At 70.1% G+C, this 15,051-nt stretch carries 15 protein-coding genes; 4 read left to right on the forward strand and 11 right to left on the reverse strand.

What is annotated here, in order from left to right; genetic code table 11:
- Nucleotide 1 precedes the first annotated feature (1 nt).
- From STVA_RS16275 to STVA_RS16285, 3 genes are all read right to left on the reverse strand, one after another.
- Entirely contained in the window at nucleotides 2–868 is an 867-nt protein-coding gene (locus STVA_RS16275; protein ID WP_123695080.1) for an FAD binding domain-containing protein, read from the reverse strand.
- A 197-nt stretch (nucleotides 869–1,065) separates the two neighbouring features.
- Nucleotides 1,066–2,649 carry an ABC transporter substrate-binding protein gene (locus STVA_RS16280; RefSeq protein ID WP_123695082.1) on the reverse strand — a complete coding sequence of 528 codons (1,584 nt, stop codon included), beginning with the start codon at nucleotides 2,647–2,649 and terminating at the stop codon, nucleotides 1,066–1,068.
- A 17-nt stretch (nucleotides 2,650–2,666) separates the two neighbouring features.
- The gene (locus STVA_RS16285; protein WP_123695083.1) at nucleotides 2,667–3,737 is read right to left on the reverse strand and encodes a dipeptidase; all 1,071 of its coding nucleotides are present in this window, start codon (nucleotides 3,735–3,737) and stop codon (nucleotides 2,667–2,669) included.
- A gap of 70 nt (nucleotides 3,738–3,807) precedes the next feature.
- On the opposite strand from STVA_RS16285, the gene STVA_RS16290 reads away from it, so the two are divergent.
- From STVA_RS16290 to STVA_RS16305, 4 genes are all read left to right on the forward strand, one after another.
- Nucleotides 3,808–4,764 (forward strand): LysR substrate-binding domain-containing protein, encoded by a 957-nt coding sequence (locus tag STVA_RS16290; RefSeq protein WP_123695085.1) that lies wholly within the window; start codon nucleotides 3,808–3,810, stop codon nucleotides 4,762–4,764.
- Nucleotides 4,765–4,904: 140 nt separating this feature from the next.
- Nucleotides 4,905–5,909 (forward strand): extracellular solute-binding protein, encoded by a 1,005-nt coding sequence (locus tag STVA_RS16295; protein ID WP_170216717.1) that lies wholly within the window; start codon nucleotides 4,905–4,907, stop codon nucleotides 5,907–5,909.
- A 74-nt stretch (nucleotides 5,910–5,983) separates the two neighbouring features.
- Nucleotides 5,984–7,045, forward strand: coding sequence for an ABC transporter ATP-binding protein (locus STVA_RS16300; RefSeq protein ID WP_123695089.1), 1,062 nt, complete (start codon nucleotides 5,984–5,986; stop codon nucleotides 7,043–7,045).
- Nucleotides 7,042–8,700, forward strand: coding sequence for an ABC transporter permease (locus tag STVA_RS16305; protein ID WP_123695091.1), 1,659 nt, complete (start codon nucleotides 7,042–7,044; stop codon nucleotides 8,698–8,700). The genes STVA_RS16300 and STVA_RS16305 overlap by 4 nt, the downstream gene beginning before the upstream one ends.
- Before the next feature lie 10 nt (nucleotides 8,701–8,710).
- On the opposite strand, the gene soxA is transcribed toward STVA_RS16305, so the two are convergent.
- The 8 genes from soxA to STVA_RS16345 are packed head-to-tail and all read right to left on the reverse strand — an operon-like array spanning nucleotide 8,711 to nucleotide 14,948.
- Nucleotides 8,711–9,499, reverse strand: coding sequence for a sulfur oxidation c-type cytochrome SoxA (gene soxA, locus STVA_RS16310; RefSeq protein ID WP_245978576.1), 789 nt, complete (start codon nucleotides 9,497–9,499; stop codon nucleotides 8,711–8,713).
- Nucleotides 9,496–9,816, reverse strand: a complete 321-nt coding sequence (gene soxZ, locus STVA_RS16315; protein ID WP_123695092.1) for a thiosulfate oxidation carrier complex protein SoxZ — start codon at nucleotides 9,814–9,816, stop codon at nucleotides 9,496–9,498. The genes soxA and soxZ overlap by 4 nt, the downstream gene beginning before the upstream one ends.
- 15 nt (nucleotides 9,817–9,831) lie before the next feature.
- Nucleotides 9,832–10,275 (reverse strand): SoxY-related AACIE arm protein, encoded by a 444-nt coding sequence (locus tag STVA_RS16320; RefSeq protein ID WP_179955405.1) that lies wholly within the window; start codon nucleotides 10,273–10,275, stop codon nucleotides 9,832–9,834.
- Nucleotides 10,272–10,712 (reverse strand): sulfur oxidation c-type cytochrome SoxX, encoded by a 441-nt coding sequence (soxX, locus tag STVA_RS16325; RefSeq protein ID WP_197735649.1) that lies wholly within the window; start codon nucleotides 10,710–10,712, stop codon nucleotides 10,272–10,274. The genes STVA_RS16320 and soxX overlap by 4 nt, the downstream gene beginning before the upstream one ends.
- Before the next feature lie 7 nt (nucleotides 10,713–10,719).
- Nucleotides 10,720–11,994, reverse strand: coding sequence for an NAD(P)/FAD-dependent oxidoreductase (locus tag STVA_RS16330; RefSeq protein ID WP_123695094.1), 1,275 nt, complete (start codon nucleotides 11,992–11,994; stop codon nucleotides 10,720–10,722).
- The gene (locus tag STVA_RS16335; protein ID WP_197735650.1) at nucleotides 11,991–12,296 is read right to left on the reverse strand and encodes a c-type cytochrome; all 306 of its coding nucleotides are present in this window, start codon (nucleotides 12,294–12,296) and stop codon (nucleotides 11,991–11,993) included. The genes STVA_RS16330 and STVA_RS16335 overlap by 4 nt, the downstream gene beginning before the upstream one ends.
- Nucleotides 12,293–14,479, reverse strand: coding sequence for a xanthine dehydrogenase family protein molybdopterin-binding subunit (locus tag STVA_RS16340; RefSeq protein WP_123695096.1), 2,187 nt, complete (start codon nucleotides 14,477–14,479; stop codon nucleotides 12,293–12,295). The genes STVA_RS16335 and STVA_RS16340 overlap by 4 nt, the downstream gene beginning before the upstream one ends.
- 13 nt (nucleotides 14,480–14,492) lie before the next feature.
- Entirely contained in the window at nucleotides 14,493–14,948 is a 456-nt protein-coding gene (locus STVA_RS16345) for a (2Fe-2S)-binding protein (RefSeq protein ID WP_123695098.1), read from the reverse strand.
- Between the last annotated feature and the right edge of the window lie 103 nt (nucleotides 14,949–15,051).

Raw genomic sequence — 15,051 nt, forward strand, 5'->3', positions numbered from 1 at the left:
GTCAGATGCTCCGCGCGCGTTCGGCTGCGATGGCGGTCGCGCGCTTCAGCAGCACGCCGGCGATCTTGGTGCGATAGACGATGGTGCCGCGCTTGTCGTCGATCGGCTTGCAGGCGGCGCGGCACGCTTCCGCCGCCTTCTCCAGGGCGGCATCGTCGAGCTTGCTGCCGACGAGCGCCTTGGCTGCGTCCTCCACCAGCATCACGACCGGGGCGACGGCGCCCAGGCCGACGCGGGCGGCGGTGCAGGTGTCGCCGTCCATGGTGAGGCTGACGCCGCAGCCGACGACGGCAATGTCCATCTCGGTGCGCGGGATCAGGCGCAGATAGGCGTCACCCGAGCCCTTGGGCCGCGCCGGCAGGCTGAAGGAGACGACGATCTCGCCCTTCTCCAGCGTCGTCCGGCCCGGGCCGGACGCCACTTTCTCGACCGGCAGCTCGCGGCGGCCGTTCGGCCCCTGGATGGTCACGGTCGCCCCGGCCGCCACCATCGCCGGCACGCTGTCGGCGGCGGGCGAGGCGTTGCACAGGTTGCCGCCGGGCGAGGCCCGGCCCTGGACCTGGGTCGACCCAATCAGGTTGATCGCCTCGACGACGCCCGGCCAGGCGGCGCAGAGGCCCTCATGCTCGCCGATGACCGCACCCGATACCGCGGCGCCGACGCGAAAGGCGCCGTTGCTCTCGGTGATGGTGGTCATCTCGGCGATCTTTTTCACATCGACGATCGTGCCCGGCTTGGCGACGCCGGCGCGCAACTGCACCAGGAGGTCGGTTCCCCCGGCAAGCACCCGACCCGTGCCGTTCGCGGCCGCGAGGATGGCCACCGCCTCCTCGATCGTGTCGGGTGCTGCGTATTTTATATCTGTCATCGCTCGATCCTGCAGGGGATGGAAACCATGGCGAAGATGACGTCGCGGCCCCGCTAGCTGGACGACCGATCAGAATGGCGGGCGCGCCGAAGGGGCCGGACCCTGGAAGGTCCAACCCCTATTGTGGGTCCATAGGGGGCGTCAGCACAACTGCCGTTGTGCCTCCGGCCGCACCGAAAACGGTCCTTTCCGGCGCCTCAGGGCTGCGAGCGGGCGGTGAGCGCCGTCGTCTGCTCGTCGGCGCGGGCTTCGAACAGGACGCCCTTGCGGGCGGCCACGGCCGTCATCTGGGTGTGCAGGGGAATGAAGGGCATTTCGGCCATGGCGGCCGTCATGGTCTGGCGCAGCAGCGTCTCGCGCTTGGCGTCGTCGAGCTCGGTCACCGCGCGCATGATCATGGCATCGAGCGCGGGGTTCGAGTACTGGCCGCGGTTGATCGAGCCCAGGCCGCGCGCCGGGTCGTTGGTATGCACGTGCGCGGTGAAGTAGGCCGTGGTGTCGCCGGTCGAGCTGTGCGCCCAGCCGCCGAGCCACATGCTGAACTCGTTGCGGGTCAGCGAGTTGCGGGCAAAGAACACGTTCCCCGGCAGCGTCTCGACCTGCATCTTCAGGCCGATGCGCGCCAGCATCTGGCCGACGGCCTGGCACAGCTTGGCGTCGTTCACCCAGCGGTCGCGCGGGCAGTGGAAAGTGATCTGGAAGCCGTTCGGATAGCCCGCTTTCTTCAGCAGCGCGCGGGCGCCCTCGGGATTGTAGGCCAGGGGCGGCAGGTCGGGGTTATAGCCGCCGATATGCGGCGGGGCCGGCTGGTCGGCGACCGTCGCCAGGCCTTCCATCACCCGCTCGACGAAGGCCTTGCGGTCGATCGCCATGGAGATCGCCTGGCGGACGCGCGCGTCGCGCAGGGGGTTGTCCGGCAGTTCCTTGCCATCCACGTCGCGCACGAAGGGCGACTGCGTCCGGCCGAGGTCGAGGCCGATATACATCGTCCGGTCGGACGGCTGCGTGTAGACCGCGACCTTGGGGTTGCGGCCGAGCGAGGCGACCTCGGTCGAGGGCACGTAGTCGATGGCGTCGACATCGCCCGCCAGCAGGGCCGCCACCCGGGCGGCGTCGTTGGGGATGACGCGGAACGTCAGCTTATCGAACTCGGGCTTGGCCCCCCAGAACGCGTCGTTGCGCGTCAGGCGCAGCGCCTCGCCCGGCTTGTAGGACTCGAAGCGATAGGCGCCGGTGCCGATGGCGGCCTTGCCCGAGCGGAAGTCGGGCGGCAGCGCGCCCTCGGCCGCCTTGCGCGAGACGATGAAGACGTTGCCGAGCAGCCCCGGAAGCTGCGGCGCCGGCGCGTCGGTGTGGAAGCGCACGGTCAGCGGGTCGACCACTTCGGTGCGGACGATCGGGCGGATGTTGTTGGTGTAGGGGTTGGGGTTGTTCGGCAGCGCCGTCACCCGCCCGATGGTGAAGACCACGTCGTCGGCCGTGAAGTCCGACCCGTCGTGGAACTTGACGCCGGGGCGCAGCTTGAACTCCCACACCGTGGGCGCGATCACCGTCCAGGACAGGGCCAGGCCCGGCTTGCGCTGCGACTTGCCGTCCTTGTCCACCAGCGCATCGAAGATGTGCCGGGAGAAGGCCATGTTGGTCGAGAGATAGAGGAAATGCGGGTCGACCGTGGGGTCGGCGCGCGAGCCGACCTTCAGTTCCGCGGCAGTCGCAGCGCCGCCGAGGCTGGCGGCGATGGCGATGCCGGCGACCAGCCGGCGGAGGATCGGGCGGGACATGCTGGGCGTTCCTCGATTCAGGCGGTGGCGACCGGCTTCCAGACCCGCCGGGCAAGGTCGAGGAAGTTCTGGCCGAGGATGCCGCGGACGGCTTCGTCGGGGTAGCCATGGTCGACCATCAGGCGGGTTACCGCGCGCAGGTCTTCCGGCATGACGTAGGAGGCGACCTTGCCGCCGGTGGGGTAGCCCCGGGGGAAGGTGTCGGGGTTGGCGGTCCGGCGCTCGGCCATCTGCTCGCTGTAATAGACATGGTCGATGCCGATGCAGACGTGCCGCCAGTGGGTCTTCGTCACCATGTAGTCGATGTGGCGGAAGAAGGCCTCGGGGCTCGCCACCATGTCGGTCGACAGGAAATGGCCGACGCCGTTGATGCCGATCAGCCCGCCCTTGGCGGCACAGGCCAGGATCTGATCGTCCTTGATGTTGCGGTCGTGCGGGACGAGCGACCAGGCGTTGGAGTGCGAGAACATCACCGGGTCGGCCGAGGCTTCCAGGATGTCCATGGTCGAGCGATGGCCGGTGTGGGTGCAGTCGATGATCATGCCGACGCGGTTCATCTCGCGCACCAGGGCATGGCCGAAGCGGCTGAGGCCGACGTCGCTGTCCTCGTGGCAGCCGTCGGCGGCCATGTTGCGCTGGTTGTAGGCGAACAGCATGTGGCGGATGCCGAGCCGGTAATAGAGCCCGACCATCTTGGGGTCGCCCTGCAGCGGGTTCGATCCCTGGAAGTGAAAGCCCAGCGCCAGCTTGCCCTCGCGCTTGGCGCGCAGGATGTCGTCGACGGTGTCGACCAGCACATAGCCTTCGGATTCCAGCTTGGCGAAGCGCGCGCGCTCGGCCGCGATGTGGCGGATCGTCTGCTCCAGCGACATGCGGTCGAGGCCGACCGTCAGCGACACGAAGTCGATGCCGCTCGCCCGGAAGCGCGACAGGACCCGGTCCTGGTTGGCATATCCGGGGCCCCAGGGCAGCGTCAGGTCGCAGACCACCGCCGCCTCGTGCAGGGCATCCGCCCGGCTTTGCTCGATCCCAGCCACCATGTCGTCCGCCATCGCCACCCTGCCGTCGATCGGTTGCTCACCTGACATGAAGGCTGCTTGCGGACGAGGTCACTGTCCAATACGCATTGCGGTCGATCCATGATCGAAAGGCTATCAATTGGCGGCCAACTGGCTATCGAGCGACCTGCGCTGCTTCCTGGTTTTGGCCGACGAACTGCATTTCGGCCGCGCGGCCGAGCGCATGAGCGTGGCCCAGCCCGTCCTCAGCCGGCGGATCCGCCGCCTGGAAACGACGATCGGCGCCGTCCTCTTCGACCGCACCTCGCGCATGGTGGCACTGACCGAGGCCGGCCTGATCCTGCGCGACCAGGGTGGACGATCGCTGGAGCAGCTCGACGCCGCCATCCTGGCGGCCGGCCGCCGCGACCCGGTCGGCACGGCGCCGCTGCGCGTGGGCTTCCTGTCGGCCGCCCAGGCCCTGATGCCGCTGGTGCTCGACCGCTGGCGGACCGCGCTCGACTGCCCGGTGCAGATCGTGCGCGCCGCGTCGGGCCAGCAGCTCGAGATGCTGCGCACCTCGCGCATCGACATCGGCTTCCTGCGTCCGCCCGCCGCGGTCGGCAGCCTCGCCTTCACGACCATCCGGCGCGAAGGCATCGCCTGCGTCATGCCGATCGGGCACCCGCTCGCCAGCCGCCAGTCCCTGCGGCTGGCTGATCTCGCCGGGCTGCGCTGGGTGCGCCATGGCACCGTGCTCGGCACCAGCTTCCAGCAGCGCATGGAGATGCGGCTGAAGCGCGAGGGCATCGCCATGGAGTATGGGGTGGAGGCCGACGACACGCCGTCGGTGACGATGCTGGTGGCGGCCGGGTATGGCGTGGCGCTGTTGCCCGATGCCGTCCTTACCCTCACCCCGCCCGGCACCGTGTGCCGCCCGATCCCGGAGATCCGCCCGTTCGTGCGCCTCGCGATCGCCCGCCGACGCGACGACGCCAACCCGCGCATCCAGAAGGCAATCCGCATTGCCGCGCAGGCGATCCAGGATGCGGCAGTTGGAGGCAAGGGACAGCCGCCCGCGCGCCCATCGACTGCGCTGGACCAAGGTCGCCCATGACCGGAATCCATCCATCCGTGCGCCTGCCCATTTCCAGACATGTCCGCTGGCGCGCCTCCCGCCCCTCCCCTTATGCTGCCGGCCAGGCAATGCATGAGCCGGCGGCGGCAAGCGCCGTACCGACGACAGGGAGAACTTCCATGACAAAGGCATTCGGTTGGCGCGGGGCCGCGTTCGCGGCCGCCCTGCTCGCGGTTCCGGCGGCGGCTTCGGCCCAGGGGCAGCTCGTGGTCTATTCGGCCAACGAGCAGACGCTGGACGAGCTGGTCTTCGACGCCTTCAAGAAAGAGACGGGCATCGAGGTGCAGCCGGTGTCCGGCGGCTCGGGCGTAGTCTTCCGCCGGGTGGTGGCGGAGAAGGACCGGCCGCTGGGCGACATCGTGTGGGGCGTCAGCCGTTCGCTGCTGCAGCAGCACAAATCCTACTTCCAGGCCTTCCGCTCGGCCCACCGCGACGCCATCCCGGCCGAATTCCGCGACCCCGACGACCTGTGGATCGGCAACAACCTGCACCTGCTGGTCGTCCTCCAGAACACCAAGGCGATGCCGGCCGACCAAGGGCCGAAGGCCTGGGCCGACCTGCTCGACCCCAAGCTGAAGGGCAAGATCGCCTTCACCGACCCGGCCAACTCCGGCTCGGCCTATACCAACGCCACGCTGATGGTCGACCTGCTGGGCGGCGGCGATCCGGGCTGGGGCAAGCTGGGCGAGTTCTTCCGCAACACCCGCGTGCTGAACCGCTCGTCGCTGGTGTTCCAGGGCGTCGGCCAGGGCGAGTATGCGCTGGGCGTGTCGATGGAGTATGCCGGCTACCTGTGGGCCAACAACGGCGCGCCGGTGAAGGTGATCTACCCGGCCGAGGGCACCTACGCGGCGATGGAGGGTGTCGCCATCATCAAGGGTGGCCCCAACACCGAGAACGCCAAGAAGTTCGTCGACTACATCAACCGCAAGGACGTGCGCGAGATGATCCTGGCCAAGCATTTCCGCCGGCCGGCGCGCCAGGACATCGACCTGTCGAAGATGCCGGGCGGCATGCCGCAGCTATCCTCGATCAAGCTCGCCCCCTATGACGAGACGCGCTGGACCGAGCAGCGCGTGCCGACGCTGGCGCGGATCAAGGACGTCATCGTACAGACCCGCTAGCCGATCATCCCCCGGGGGCACCGTCCCCGGGGGATGACACGAGCCCCCGCCGCCCCGCCCGAGAGGACCTTCGCTTGACCGCCGTCACCATCTCCCGCGTCGAGCGGACATTCGGGGCCGTGCGCGCCGTGGCCGGGGTGTCCATCGACATCCGCCCGGGCGAGCTCTTCACCCTCCTGGGCCCGTCCGGCTGCGGCAAGACCACGCTTCTGCGCATGATCGCCGGCTTCTGCGACCTCGACGGCGGCAGCATCCATTTCGGCGAGCGGCGCATCGACACCCTGCCCGCCCACCGCCGCAACACCGGCATGGTCTTCCAGAACTACGCCATCTTTCCCAACCTGACGGTGGCCGGCAACGTCGCCTATGGCCTGAAGGCGCGCGGCGTGGCCTCGGCCGACATCGGCCGCCGCGTCGGCCGGGCGCTGGAGCTGGTGCATCTGGGCGGCTATGGCGAGCGCCAGCCCTTCCAGCTCTCCGGCGGCCAGTTGCAGCGGGTCGCACTCGCCCGCGCGCTCGTGATCGAGCCCGACGTGCTGCTGCTGGACGAGCCGCTGTCGAACCTCGACGCCCAACTCCGCCTCGACATGCGGCGCGAAATCCGCACCCTCCAGCAGACGCTGGGCATCACGGCCGTCTACGTCACCCACGACCAGGAGGAGGCGCTGGCCATCTCCGACCGGATCGCCGTCATGCGCGCCGGACAGTTGGAGCAGGTGGGGCAGCCGGCCGCCATCTACCGCACCCCCGCCACCCCCTTCGTGGCGGAGTTCCTGGGCGCCACCAACCTCCTGACCGGCACCGTTGGCGGGCGCGATGGCGACCTGCTGGTGGTGGACGTGCAGGGCTGCCGCTTTCGCGTGCCGGCGGTCGAGGCGGCCGTCGGTTCCACCCTTTCCTTCTCGCTGCGGCCGGAGGCCTTGCAGCCGGTCGCGGCCGGCCATCCCGGCCATACCGTGTCCGGCGAACTGGTGGCGGCCGAACATCTGGGCGCCCTGCTGCGGCTGGAGGTGCGGCTGGGCGACGGCCCGCCGCTGCGCGTCGCCATGCTCGACGACGGCCAGGTGGCCCCGGCCATCGGCCGTGCCGTCACGGTCGCCTACGACCCCGCCCGCATCACGGTGTTCGCGCCATGAAATGGCGGCTCCCGCCGCGGTCGGGCTTCCCGCTCACGGTCGCGGCCTTCGCCTTCGTCTTCCTCGGCCTCTTTCTGGCCTATCCCTTGTGGAAGGTGCTGGCGTCGAGCTTCCTCGATGCCACCGGCACGCATTTCAGCCTCGATGCCTATGTGAAGGTGCTGTCGACCGGCTACTATCGCTCGGCCGTCACCAACAGCCTGCTGATCGGCGGGCTGGTGACCCTGGCCTCCATCGCCATCGGCCTGCCCATGGCCTTCCTGCTGGCGCGCATGGCGATCCCCGGCCGGTCGGTGCTACTTGCCCTGTCAGCCTTGCCGCTGGTGCTGCCCTCCTTCATTGGCGCCTATGCCTGGGTGCTGCTGTTCGGCCGGGCCGGCATCGTCACCCAGTGGCTGCAGGGGCTGGGCCTGCCGACGACGACGATCTATGGCATGCCGGGGCTGGTGCTGGTCTTCACCCTGCACTCCTTCCCCTATGTGCTGCTGCCGGCGATCGCGGCCGTGCGCGCGGTCGATGCCTCGATCGAGGAGGCGGGCCAGAACCTGGGTGCCTCGCGCTGGCGGGTGTTCCTGACGGTGACCGTGCCGGTCATCATGCCGGCGGTACTGGCCGGCGGCCTGCTCGTCTTCATCGAGACGCTGGAGAATTTCGGCGTGCCCTTCGTCCTGGCCGAGGACATGCCGATCCTGGCGATCGAGGCCTACAAGCTCTTCGTGGGCGAGGTCGGCGCCAACCCGGCGATGGCGGGCTCGCTCGCCATGATGCTGGTCGGCATCGCCGCCGTGGCGCTGCTGGTGCAGCGCTACTATCTGGCGCGGCGGCGCTTCGCCACGGTGGCGCGCAGCGCGCCGCCCATCCTGCGTACCGGGCCGCTCGGCCGCTGGGCCGCCAGCACCTTCGTCTGGGGCGTCGTGCTGCTGGCGATCCTGCCCTTCGTCGCCATCGTCGTCGTCTCGCTGATGAAGTTCCGCGGGCCGGTGATGCAGGCGGAATTCAGCCTCGGCAATTTCACCCAGCTCTTCGCGCGCTCGCAGCGGCCGCTCTACAACACGCTGGGCCTGGCGACGGTGGCGGCCGTCGGCGCCTCGATGATCGGCATCCCCATCGCCTATGTGCTGACGCGTTATCGCTCGCCGATATCGCACGCGCTCGACGTCCTGGCCATGGTTCCCTTCGCGGTCGCCGGCACGGTGCTGGGCATCGGCCTGATCCTGGCCTTCAACAGCGGCTGGCTGGTGCTGACCGGCGGCTGGCTGATCCTGGTGCTGGCCTGGCTGGTGCGCAAGCTGCCCTTCAGCGTGCGCTCGGGCAGCGCCATCCTGCACCAGATCGACCCTTCGCTGGAGGAAGCCTCGATCAATCTCGGCCGCTCGCCAAGCTGGACGTTCTTCCGCCTGACCGTGCCGCTGATGATGGGCGGCATCGTCGGCGGCACCGTGCTGGCCTGGGTCACCATCGTCTCGGAGCTGAGCTCGACCGTCGTCCTCTACAGCGGCCCGTGGTCGACCATGACCGTCGTCATGTTCCGCGCGCTGGAGGGCCAGGGCGCGGGTGCCGCGGCGGCGGCGGCCACCGTACTCATCGTGGTGACGGTGGTGCCGCTGGCGCTGGTCTACCGCCTGCTGCGGCGCAACAACCTGGCGGTGCTGTAGGGCAGGCCGTTCAAGGCCGAACGGCCGGCGTCTCCATGGACAGGCCCTCGGCCCGCCGGGCCAGATAGAGCTCCAGCGCCAGGGCCTCCGTCGACCCGGTCGCGAAGGGCTCTGCCCGGACGCCGGTCATGCAGTTGCGCAGGCGGCGGTTCAGCGACCCCATCCCCTGCCATTCCAGGCGGTAGATCGGGTAGCCGTTGGGATGGCCCTGGGGGATGACGTTGCCCGCCAGCCGCTGGCCGGCCGAGCGGTCGTGGCACTGCGCGCAGGACAGGTCGAGCTGGCCCATCGGCGTCTCGAACAGCGTGCGGCCCTGGGCGTAGGCCGGCGCGGCCGGGCCGTCGATGGCGACCGACATGGGCTGGCCGCGCGACTGAAGACCCACGAACGCGGACAAGGCCAGCCGGTCCTCGCCCTCCGCCGGCAAGGGTGCGGCCCCCTGGCGCTCCGTGCGGCAACGGTCGATGCGCTGCTCCAGGTTCATGAGACGGCCGGCGGTCCGGTCCCAGGCCGGCTGGCGGGCGGCCACGCCGCGCATCGACGCCGCCGCTTCACCATGGCAGGCGGCGCAGGATTGTGCCGTGCCGCCATCCGTCCGACGCGGCGCCTCGTCCCACAGCGCCCGGCCGCGCTCCACCCACAGGAAACCCGGGTTGGCGCCGTCATCGTCCTGCATGGCACGGGTCTGCGGCCCGGCGTCGAGATAGCCCGATCGCTTCTGCGCGGCGGCATCGGCGCCCGCCAGCAGCGCCACCCCCGCAGCGGCAAGGACGGCCCTCCTGCGCCAGGACGGCATCATTCCACGACGATCGGCCGGCTTTCCGAATGCTGGGCACCCTGGTCGTCGCGCCAGGCGAAGTCGATGGTGCCGCTCTCGGCTGCCAGCACGTGGAAGGCGAAGAAGGGGTTCGCCGAGACGGCCGGGAACAGGTCCGCCTCCAGCACCAGGTCGCCGTTATAGGTGCACACGAAGCGGTTGATGATGTCGCGCGGGATGATGGCGCCGCGCTCGTCGCGCCGCTGGCCGCTCTCCATCGGGTGCGAGATCAGCACCTTCACCTCGAAGACCTGGCCACGCTTGACCGTCTTCGGAACATTCAGCAGCGCGCGCGCCATGCGGTCCTCCGGTCGCTATTCGAGGCAGGCGGCGAGCGTGACCAGCAGCTCGATCTCGTCCGACCAGAAGCTGCCGTCGGCCAGCTTCGCGACGGCGATCACGGTCTGCGAGGTCGCCAGCCGGATGCGGGTGGACACGACCGCCCGACCGGTCGCCGGCCCGAAATGGAAGGCCGCGACATTGGGCAGCGGGTTGGCCTCGGCGAAGACATGCACGCTCTCGACACGGTCGGGGCCGCTGACCGGAGCGTCCACCGTGATCGTCATGGCGACCGCGTTGCCGTTCTCGACCAGCAGCGGCAGGTCGAGCTTGATCCGGCCCGGCCTGGGCTTGCCCTCGCCGACCAACGAGCGCAGCAATGCCTGGACCTCGGCCGGGGTCGCCCGCGCAGCGGGCGCCAATGCCGCGAAGGCGGCGGCCCCGACCGATAGCGTCAGCAGGCGGCGCCGGGTGATCAAGACGGGTCCCGCAGGGTCGCCAGGAAGGCCACCACGTCCTCCACCTGCTGGGCGTCCAGGATCGGCCGGTCGCGCCAGGCGGCGCCCACGCGCGTGCGGCCGGCAATGGAGTGGTAGGCGGGCATGATCGTCTCCGGGGCGAGGCGGCGTGGGTCGACGACGCGCAGGCGGATCTGGGCGGCCGTCAGGCGGGTGCCGACCCCGGCCAGGTCGGGGCCGATCGTTCCCTGGAACCGCTCCTCGGGAAATGGGCCGGCATGACATAGGAGACAAGTGCCGACCTGGCGATCGGCCGTGATCCGGCGCCCGCGCGCGACGTCGCCCGCCAGACCGGCCAGGGGTTGGGCGATGCCGTCGCCCTGCACCCGGAACGGGGCGACGGGGGCCTGGGCCGGCGCGGGTCCGGCCATGGCCAGCAGGGCGGCGGCCAGGCCCAAGGCCGTCCTAACCAAATGTCTCGGCCGTGATCGTCCGGAACCAGGTCTCGGCATGATCGGCTTCGAGCTCGCGGAATTCGGGTGGTGCGTCGGGCGGGCTGGTGCCGCCCGCCCCTTCGATGTCGGCCAGCACGCCGTTGCGCGGGCGATAGACCCCGGCGATCGAGATGCCGTAGTTGGGGGCGACCAGACTGTAGCAGGTATTGATCAGGCGCGGCTCGGCCGGCGCCCGGCCGCGCAGCAGGCCGGACACGGCAATGGCCGCCACCTTGGCCTGGGCGTTGGCGGAGAAGGCCGACTTCGGCATGGCCCCGGCGATAGCGGCATCGCCCAGCACGTGGATGCCGGGGCGCAGGCGCGATTCGAAGCTGGCCGGGTCGATCGGGCACCAGCCGGTGCGGTCGGCCACCCCGGCGGCGGCCGCGATGGCGCCTGCCCGCTGCGGCGGGATGATGTTCACGACCGCCGCCTTGTGGCTGTCGAATTCGGTCTCGACCGTGCGCGTGGCCGGATCGACGCGCACCACCTTGCCGCCCTTGGACAGCGGCACCCATTCGATGATGCCGGGATAGAGCTTGGCCCAGGCGTCGGTGAAGAGGCGCTGCTTGGAGAAGACATCCTTGGCATCCAGCAGCAACAGCTTGGAGCGCGGCTTGCGCGTCTTCAGGTAGTGGGCGATGAGGCTCGCCCGCTCGTAGGGGCCGGGCGGGCAGCGGAACGGGTTGGCCGGCGCCGACATCGCCACGACCCCGCCATCCTCCATCGCCTCGAGCTGGCGGCGCAGCAGCAGGGTCTGCGGTCCGGCCTTCCAGGCATGCGGCATCGGCTCGGCCGCCGCCTCGTCGTAGCCGGGCAGCCCCGTCCAGTCGATGTCGATGCCGGGCGCCAGGATCAGCCGGTCGTAGTCCAGCGTCGCGCCGTCGGCCAGCGTCACCCGGCGCGCCTCGGCGTCGACATTGCGGGCCGTGCCATGGACCACGGCGACGCCGTCGGCCGCGATGGCGGCATAGCGAAAGACCTGGCGGTCGATCTCGCGCAGGCCGGCGATGACCGAATTGCTCAGCGGGCAGGCCGTGTGGAAAAGGCCGGATTCCACCAGCGTCACCTGCAAGGCCGGATCGGCCCGGCGCAGGGTCCTGGCCGCAGTCGCCCCGGCAAAGCCGCCGCCCACGACGACGACCCGGCCGCCGGCCCCCTGGGCCCAGGCGCGGCGCGACACGAATGGCGCGGCCAGCAGGCCGGCCGTCGCGACCAGGGCCGCGCGGCGTCCGACCGGCCTCATCGCTTCTGCTCCAGCCAGGCGGCCAGCGCCCGGATCTCGTCGTCGGAGAAGCCGCGGGCGATGCGGCCCATCACGGTCGACGGCTGGTCGCTGCTACGGAAGGCCGTCATCGCGCGGACCATCTCGGACGCCGGCAGGCCGTCGATCGGCGGGATGCTGGGCTGGGCGACGCGGCCGGCCGGGGCATGGCAGCCCGAACAACTCGTCGCCCCCGGCGGGGGATCGGCCGCCGCCGCCGGGGGGACGATTCCCCCCAGCGCCAGCAGCCCGATCAGGACGGCCCGCACGCCGGCGCCCGTCACGCCTTGGCGAGGTCGTGGTGCTTCAGCGGCAGCGTGCGGATGCGCTTACCCGTCGCCGCGAAGATGGCGTTCAGCACGGCCGGTGCCGCCACCGCGATCGTCGGCTCGCCGACGCCGCCCCAGAACCCGCCCGACGGCACGATGACCGTCTCGACCTTGGGCATGTCCTCGATCTTCATCACCTCGTAGGTGTCGAAGTTGCCCTCGACGATGCGCCCCTTCTCGACCGTGTTCTCGCTGTAGAGCAGGGCGCTCAGGCCATAGACGAACGAGCCCTCGACCTGGGCCGCGATCTGGTCGGGGTTGAGCGCATAGCCGCAGTCGGTCGCGGCCACGATGCGGTGGATCTTCAGCTTGCCCTTGTCCGAGACCGACACCTCGGCCACCGCGGCCGTGTAGCTGCCGAAGCCGTAGTTCTGGCAGATGCCGCGATGGACGCCGGGCGGCAGCGGCTTGCCATACTCCGCCTTCTCGGCCGCCGCGTTCAGCACCGCCAGGTGCTTGGGGTTCTTGGCCAGCAGCTTGCGGCGGAACTCCAGCGGGTCCTTGCCGGCGGCGTGCGCCAGCTCGTCCATGAAGCATTCGAGGTAGATGGCGTTCTGGTTGTGGTTCACCCCGCGCCAGAAGCCCACCGGCACATGCGTGTTGCGCATGGCGTGGTCGACCAGCAGGTTGGGGATCGCCATGTAGCCGAACTCGTCGTCCAGCAGCCCCTGCATGTGCAGCCGGTCGAGGCCGTTGACGACCCGGCTGGGCGCCACCGAGGCCAGGATCGACTGTCCGGAGATGCGCATGTGGAGGCCGGTCAGGTTGCCCTCGGCATCCAGCCCGCCCACCAGCTTCGCCTGGGTGATCGGGCGATAGAAGCCGTGCTGCATGTCCTCTTCGCGCGACCAGATCATCTTGACCGGCCGGCCGGGCACCTGCTTGGCGATCAGCACCGCCTGGCGCGTATAGTCCTGCATGCCGCGGCGGCCGAAGCCGCCGCCCAGATGCAGCTTGTTCACCTTCACCTTCGAGAGCGGCACCCCGCCCGCCTCGGCGGCGGCCGCCAGCGAGGCGTCGCCGTTCTGGCTGGCAACCCAGATCTCCACGCCCTCGGCCGAGACCTTGGCGGTGCAGTTCATCGGCTCCAGCGTCGCATGGTTCAGGAACGGCGTGCCGTAGACCCCTTCGACCTTCTTGGCCGCGGCCGCGATCGCCTTGGGCGCGTCGCCGATGACGTGGCCGGCGGCCGCGTCCTTGGCATCCAGCCCTTCCTTCAGGAATGCGGCGATCGACTGGCTGGAGACGTTGGCGTGCGGCCCTTCGTTCCAGACGATCGGCAAGGCATCGAGCGCGGTCTTGGCCTGCCACCAGGTGTCGGCCACGACCGCCACCGTGCTGTCGTCGACCTTCAGGACGTGGCGCACGCCCTTCATGCCCTTGATCTTCTCGGCGTCGAACGAGGTCAGCGTGCCGCCGAAGACCGGGCACTGGGCGATGGCGGCGTTCAGCATGTCCGGCAGGATCACGTCGATGGCGTAGATCTGCTTGCCGTTCAGCTTGTCGACGGTGTCGAGGCGCTTGACCCCCTTGCCGATGACCTTCCAGTCCTTCTCGGCCTTCAGCGGGATGTCCTTGGGCACTTCCAGCTTGGCAGCGGCCTCGGCCAGCTCGCCATAGCGCAGGCTGCGGCCGCTGGCCTTGTGGGTGACGACGCTGTTCTCTGCCGTCAGCTCGCCGGCCGGCACGCCCAGCTTCGTGGCCGCGGCCTGGACCAGCATCATGCGCGCGGCCGCCCCGCCCTTGCGGACATAGTCGACCGAGGTGCGGATGCCGCGGCTGCCGCCGGTCGACATGTCGCCCCAGGCGCGCTTGTTCGCGAGGTTCACCTCGGGCGGGATGTATTCCGCCTGCACCTTGGACCAGTCGCATTCCAGGTCCTCGGCCACGAGCTGGGCCAGGCCGGTCAGCGTGCCCTGCCCCATCTCGGAGCGCGCGATGCGCACTACCGTCGTGTCGTCGGGGTGGATGACGACCCAGATGCCGACCTCGGCCCCCAGGGCCGGCTGCGGCATGGTGGTCTGCGCCAGCGCGTCGAGGATGCCGCCCGGCACGGTCCAGGCCAGGGCCATGCCGCCACCGGCGGTGGCCGTGGCGACGAGGAACTTGCGGCGGCTCAGCTTGGTGACGATGCCCATGCTCCGTCCCTCCCTATGCCCGGCTGTTGCCGGCGGCGGCGTGGATCGCCGCCCGGATACGGGGGTAGGTGCCGCAGCGACAGATGTTGGTCATCGCCTGGTCGATGTCCTCGTCGGTCGGCTTGGGCTTCTCGGCCAGCAGCGCCACCGCGGCCATGATCTGGCCAGACTGGCAGTAGCCGCATTGCGGCACCTCATGGGCGAGCCAAGCCTTCTGCACCGGGTGGCTGCTGTCGGGCGACAGGCCTTCGATGGTGATGATCTTGGCGTCGGCGACGGCGCTGGCGGGAATGGCGCAGGATCGCTGCGGCTGGCCGTCGACATGCACCGTGCAGGCGCCGCAGAGCGCCACGCCGCAGCCGTACTTCGTGCCGGTGAAGCCGAGCTGCTCGCGCAGGACCCAGAGCAATGGCGTGTCGCCGTCCACGTCGATGTCGTGGACGCGGCCGTTGACGTTCAACTTGATCATGGTCGATTGCTCCCTGTCGATCGGTGGCAGGCCGTGCCGGGATGCTGAAACTGGACCAGACGATGCTTCACGCGGCCGGGCGCTAGCAATCCCGCAGACCCTC

Source organism: Stella humosa (assembly GCF_006738645.1).
GTDB classification, from domain to species: domain Bacteria; phylum Pseudomonadota; class Alphaproteobacteria; order ATCC43930; family Allostellaceae; genus Allostella; species Allostella humosa.

Coding starts and splice junctions, on each gene's coding strand:
- STVA_RS16280 (WP_123695082.1), bottom strand. CDS start 2,649: ATGTCCCGCCCGATCCTCCGCCGGCTGGTCGCCGGCATCGCCATCGCC.
- soxA (WP_245978576.1), bottom strand. CDS start 9,499: ATGATGCCGTCCTGGCGCAGGAGGGCCGTCCTTGCCGCTGCGGGGGTG.
- STVA_RS16345 (WP_123695098.1), bottom strand. CDS start 14,948: ATGATCAAGTTGAACGTCAACGGCCGCGTCCACGACATCGACGTGGAC.
- soxZ (WP_123695092.1), bottom strand. CDS start 9,816: ATGGCGCGCGCGCTGCTGAATGTTCCGAAGACGGTCAAGCGTGGCCAG.
- STVA_RS16330 (WP_123695094.1), bottom strand. CDS start 11,994: ATGAGGCCGGTCGGACGCCGCGCGGCCCTGGTCGCGACGGCCGGCCTG.
- STVA_RS16285 (WP_123695083.1), bottom strand. CDS start 3,737: ATGTCAGGTGAGCAACCGATCGACGGCAGGGTGGCGATGGCGGACGAC.
- STVA_RS16340 (WP_123695096.1), bottom strand. CDS start 14,479: ATGGGCATCGTCACCAAGCTGAGCCGCCGCAAGTTCCTCGTCGCCACG.
- STVA_RS16275 (WP_123695080.1), bottom strand. CDS start 868: ATGACAGATATAAAATACGCAGCACCCGACACGATCGAGGAGGCGGTG.
- STVA_RS16305 (WP_123695091.1), top strand. CDS start 7,042: ATGAAATGGCGGCTCCCGCCGCGGTCGGGCTTCCCGCTCACGGTCGCG.
- STVA_RS16295 (WP_170216717.1), top strand. CDS start 4,905: ATGACAAAGGCATTCGGTTGGCGCGGGGCCGCGTTCGCGGCCGCCCTG.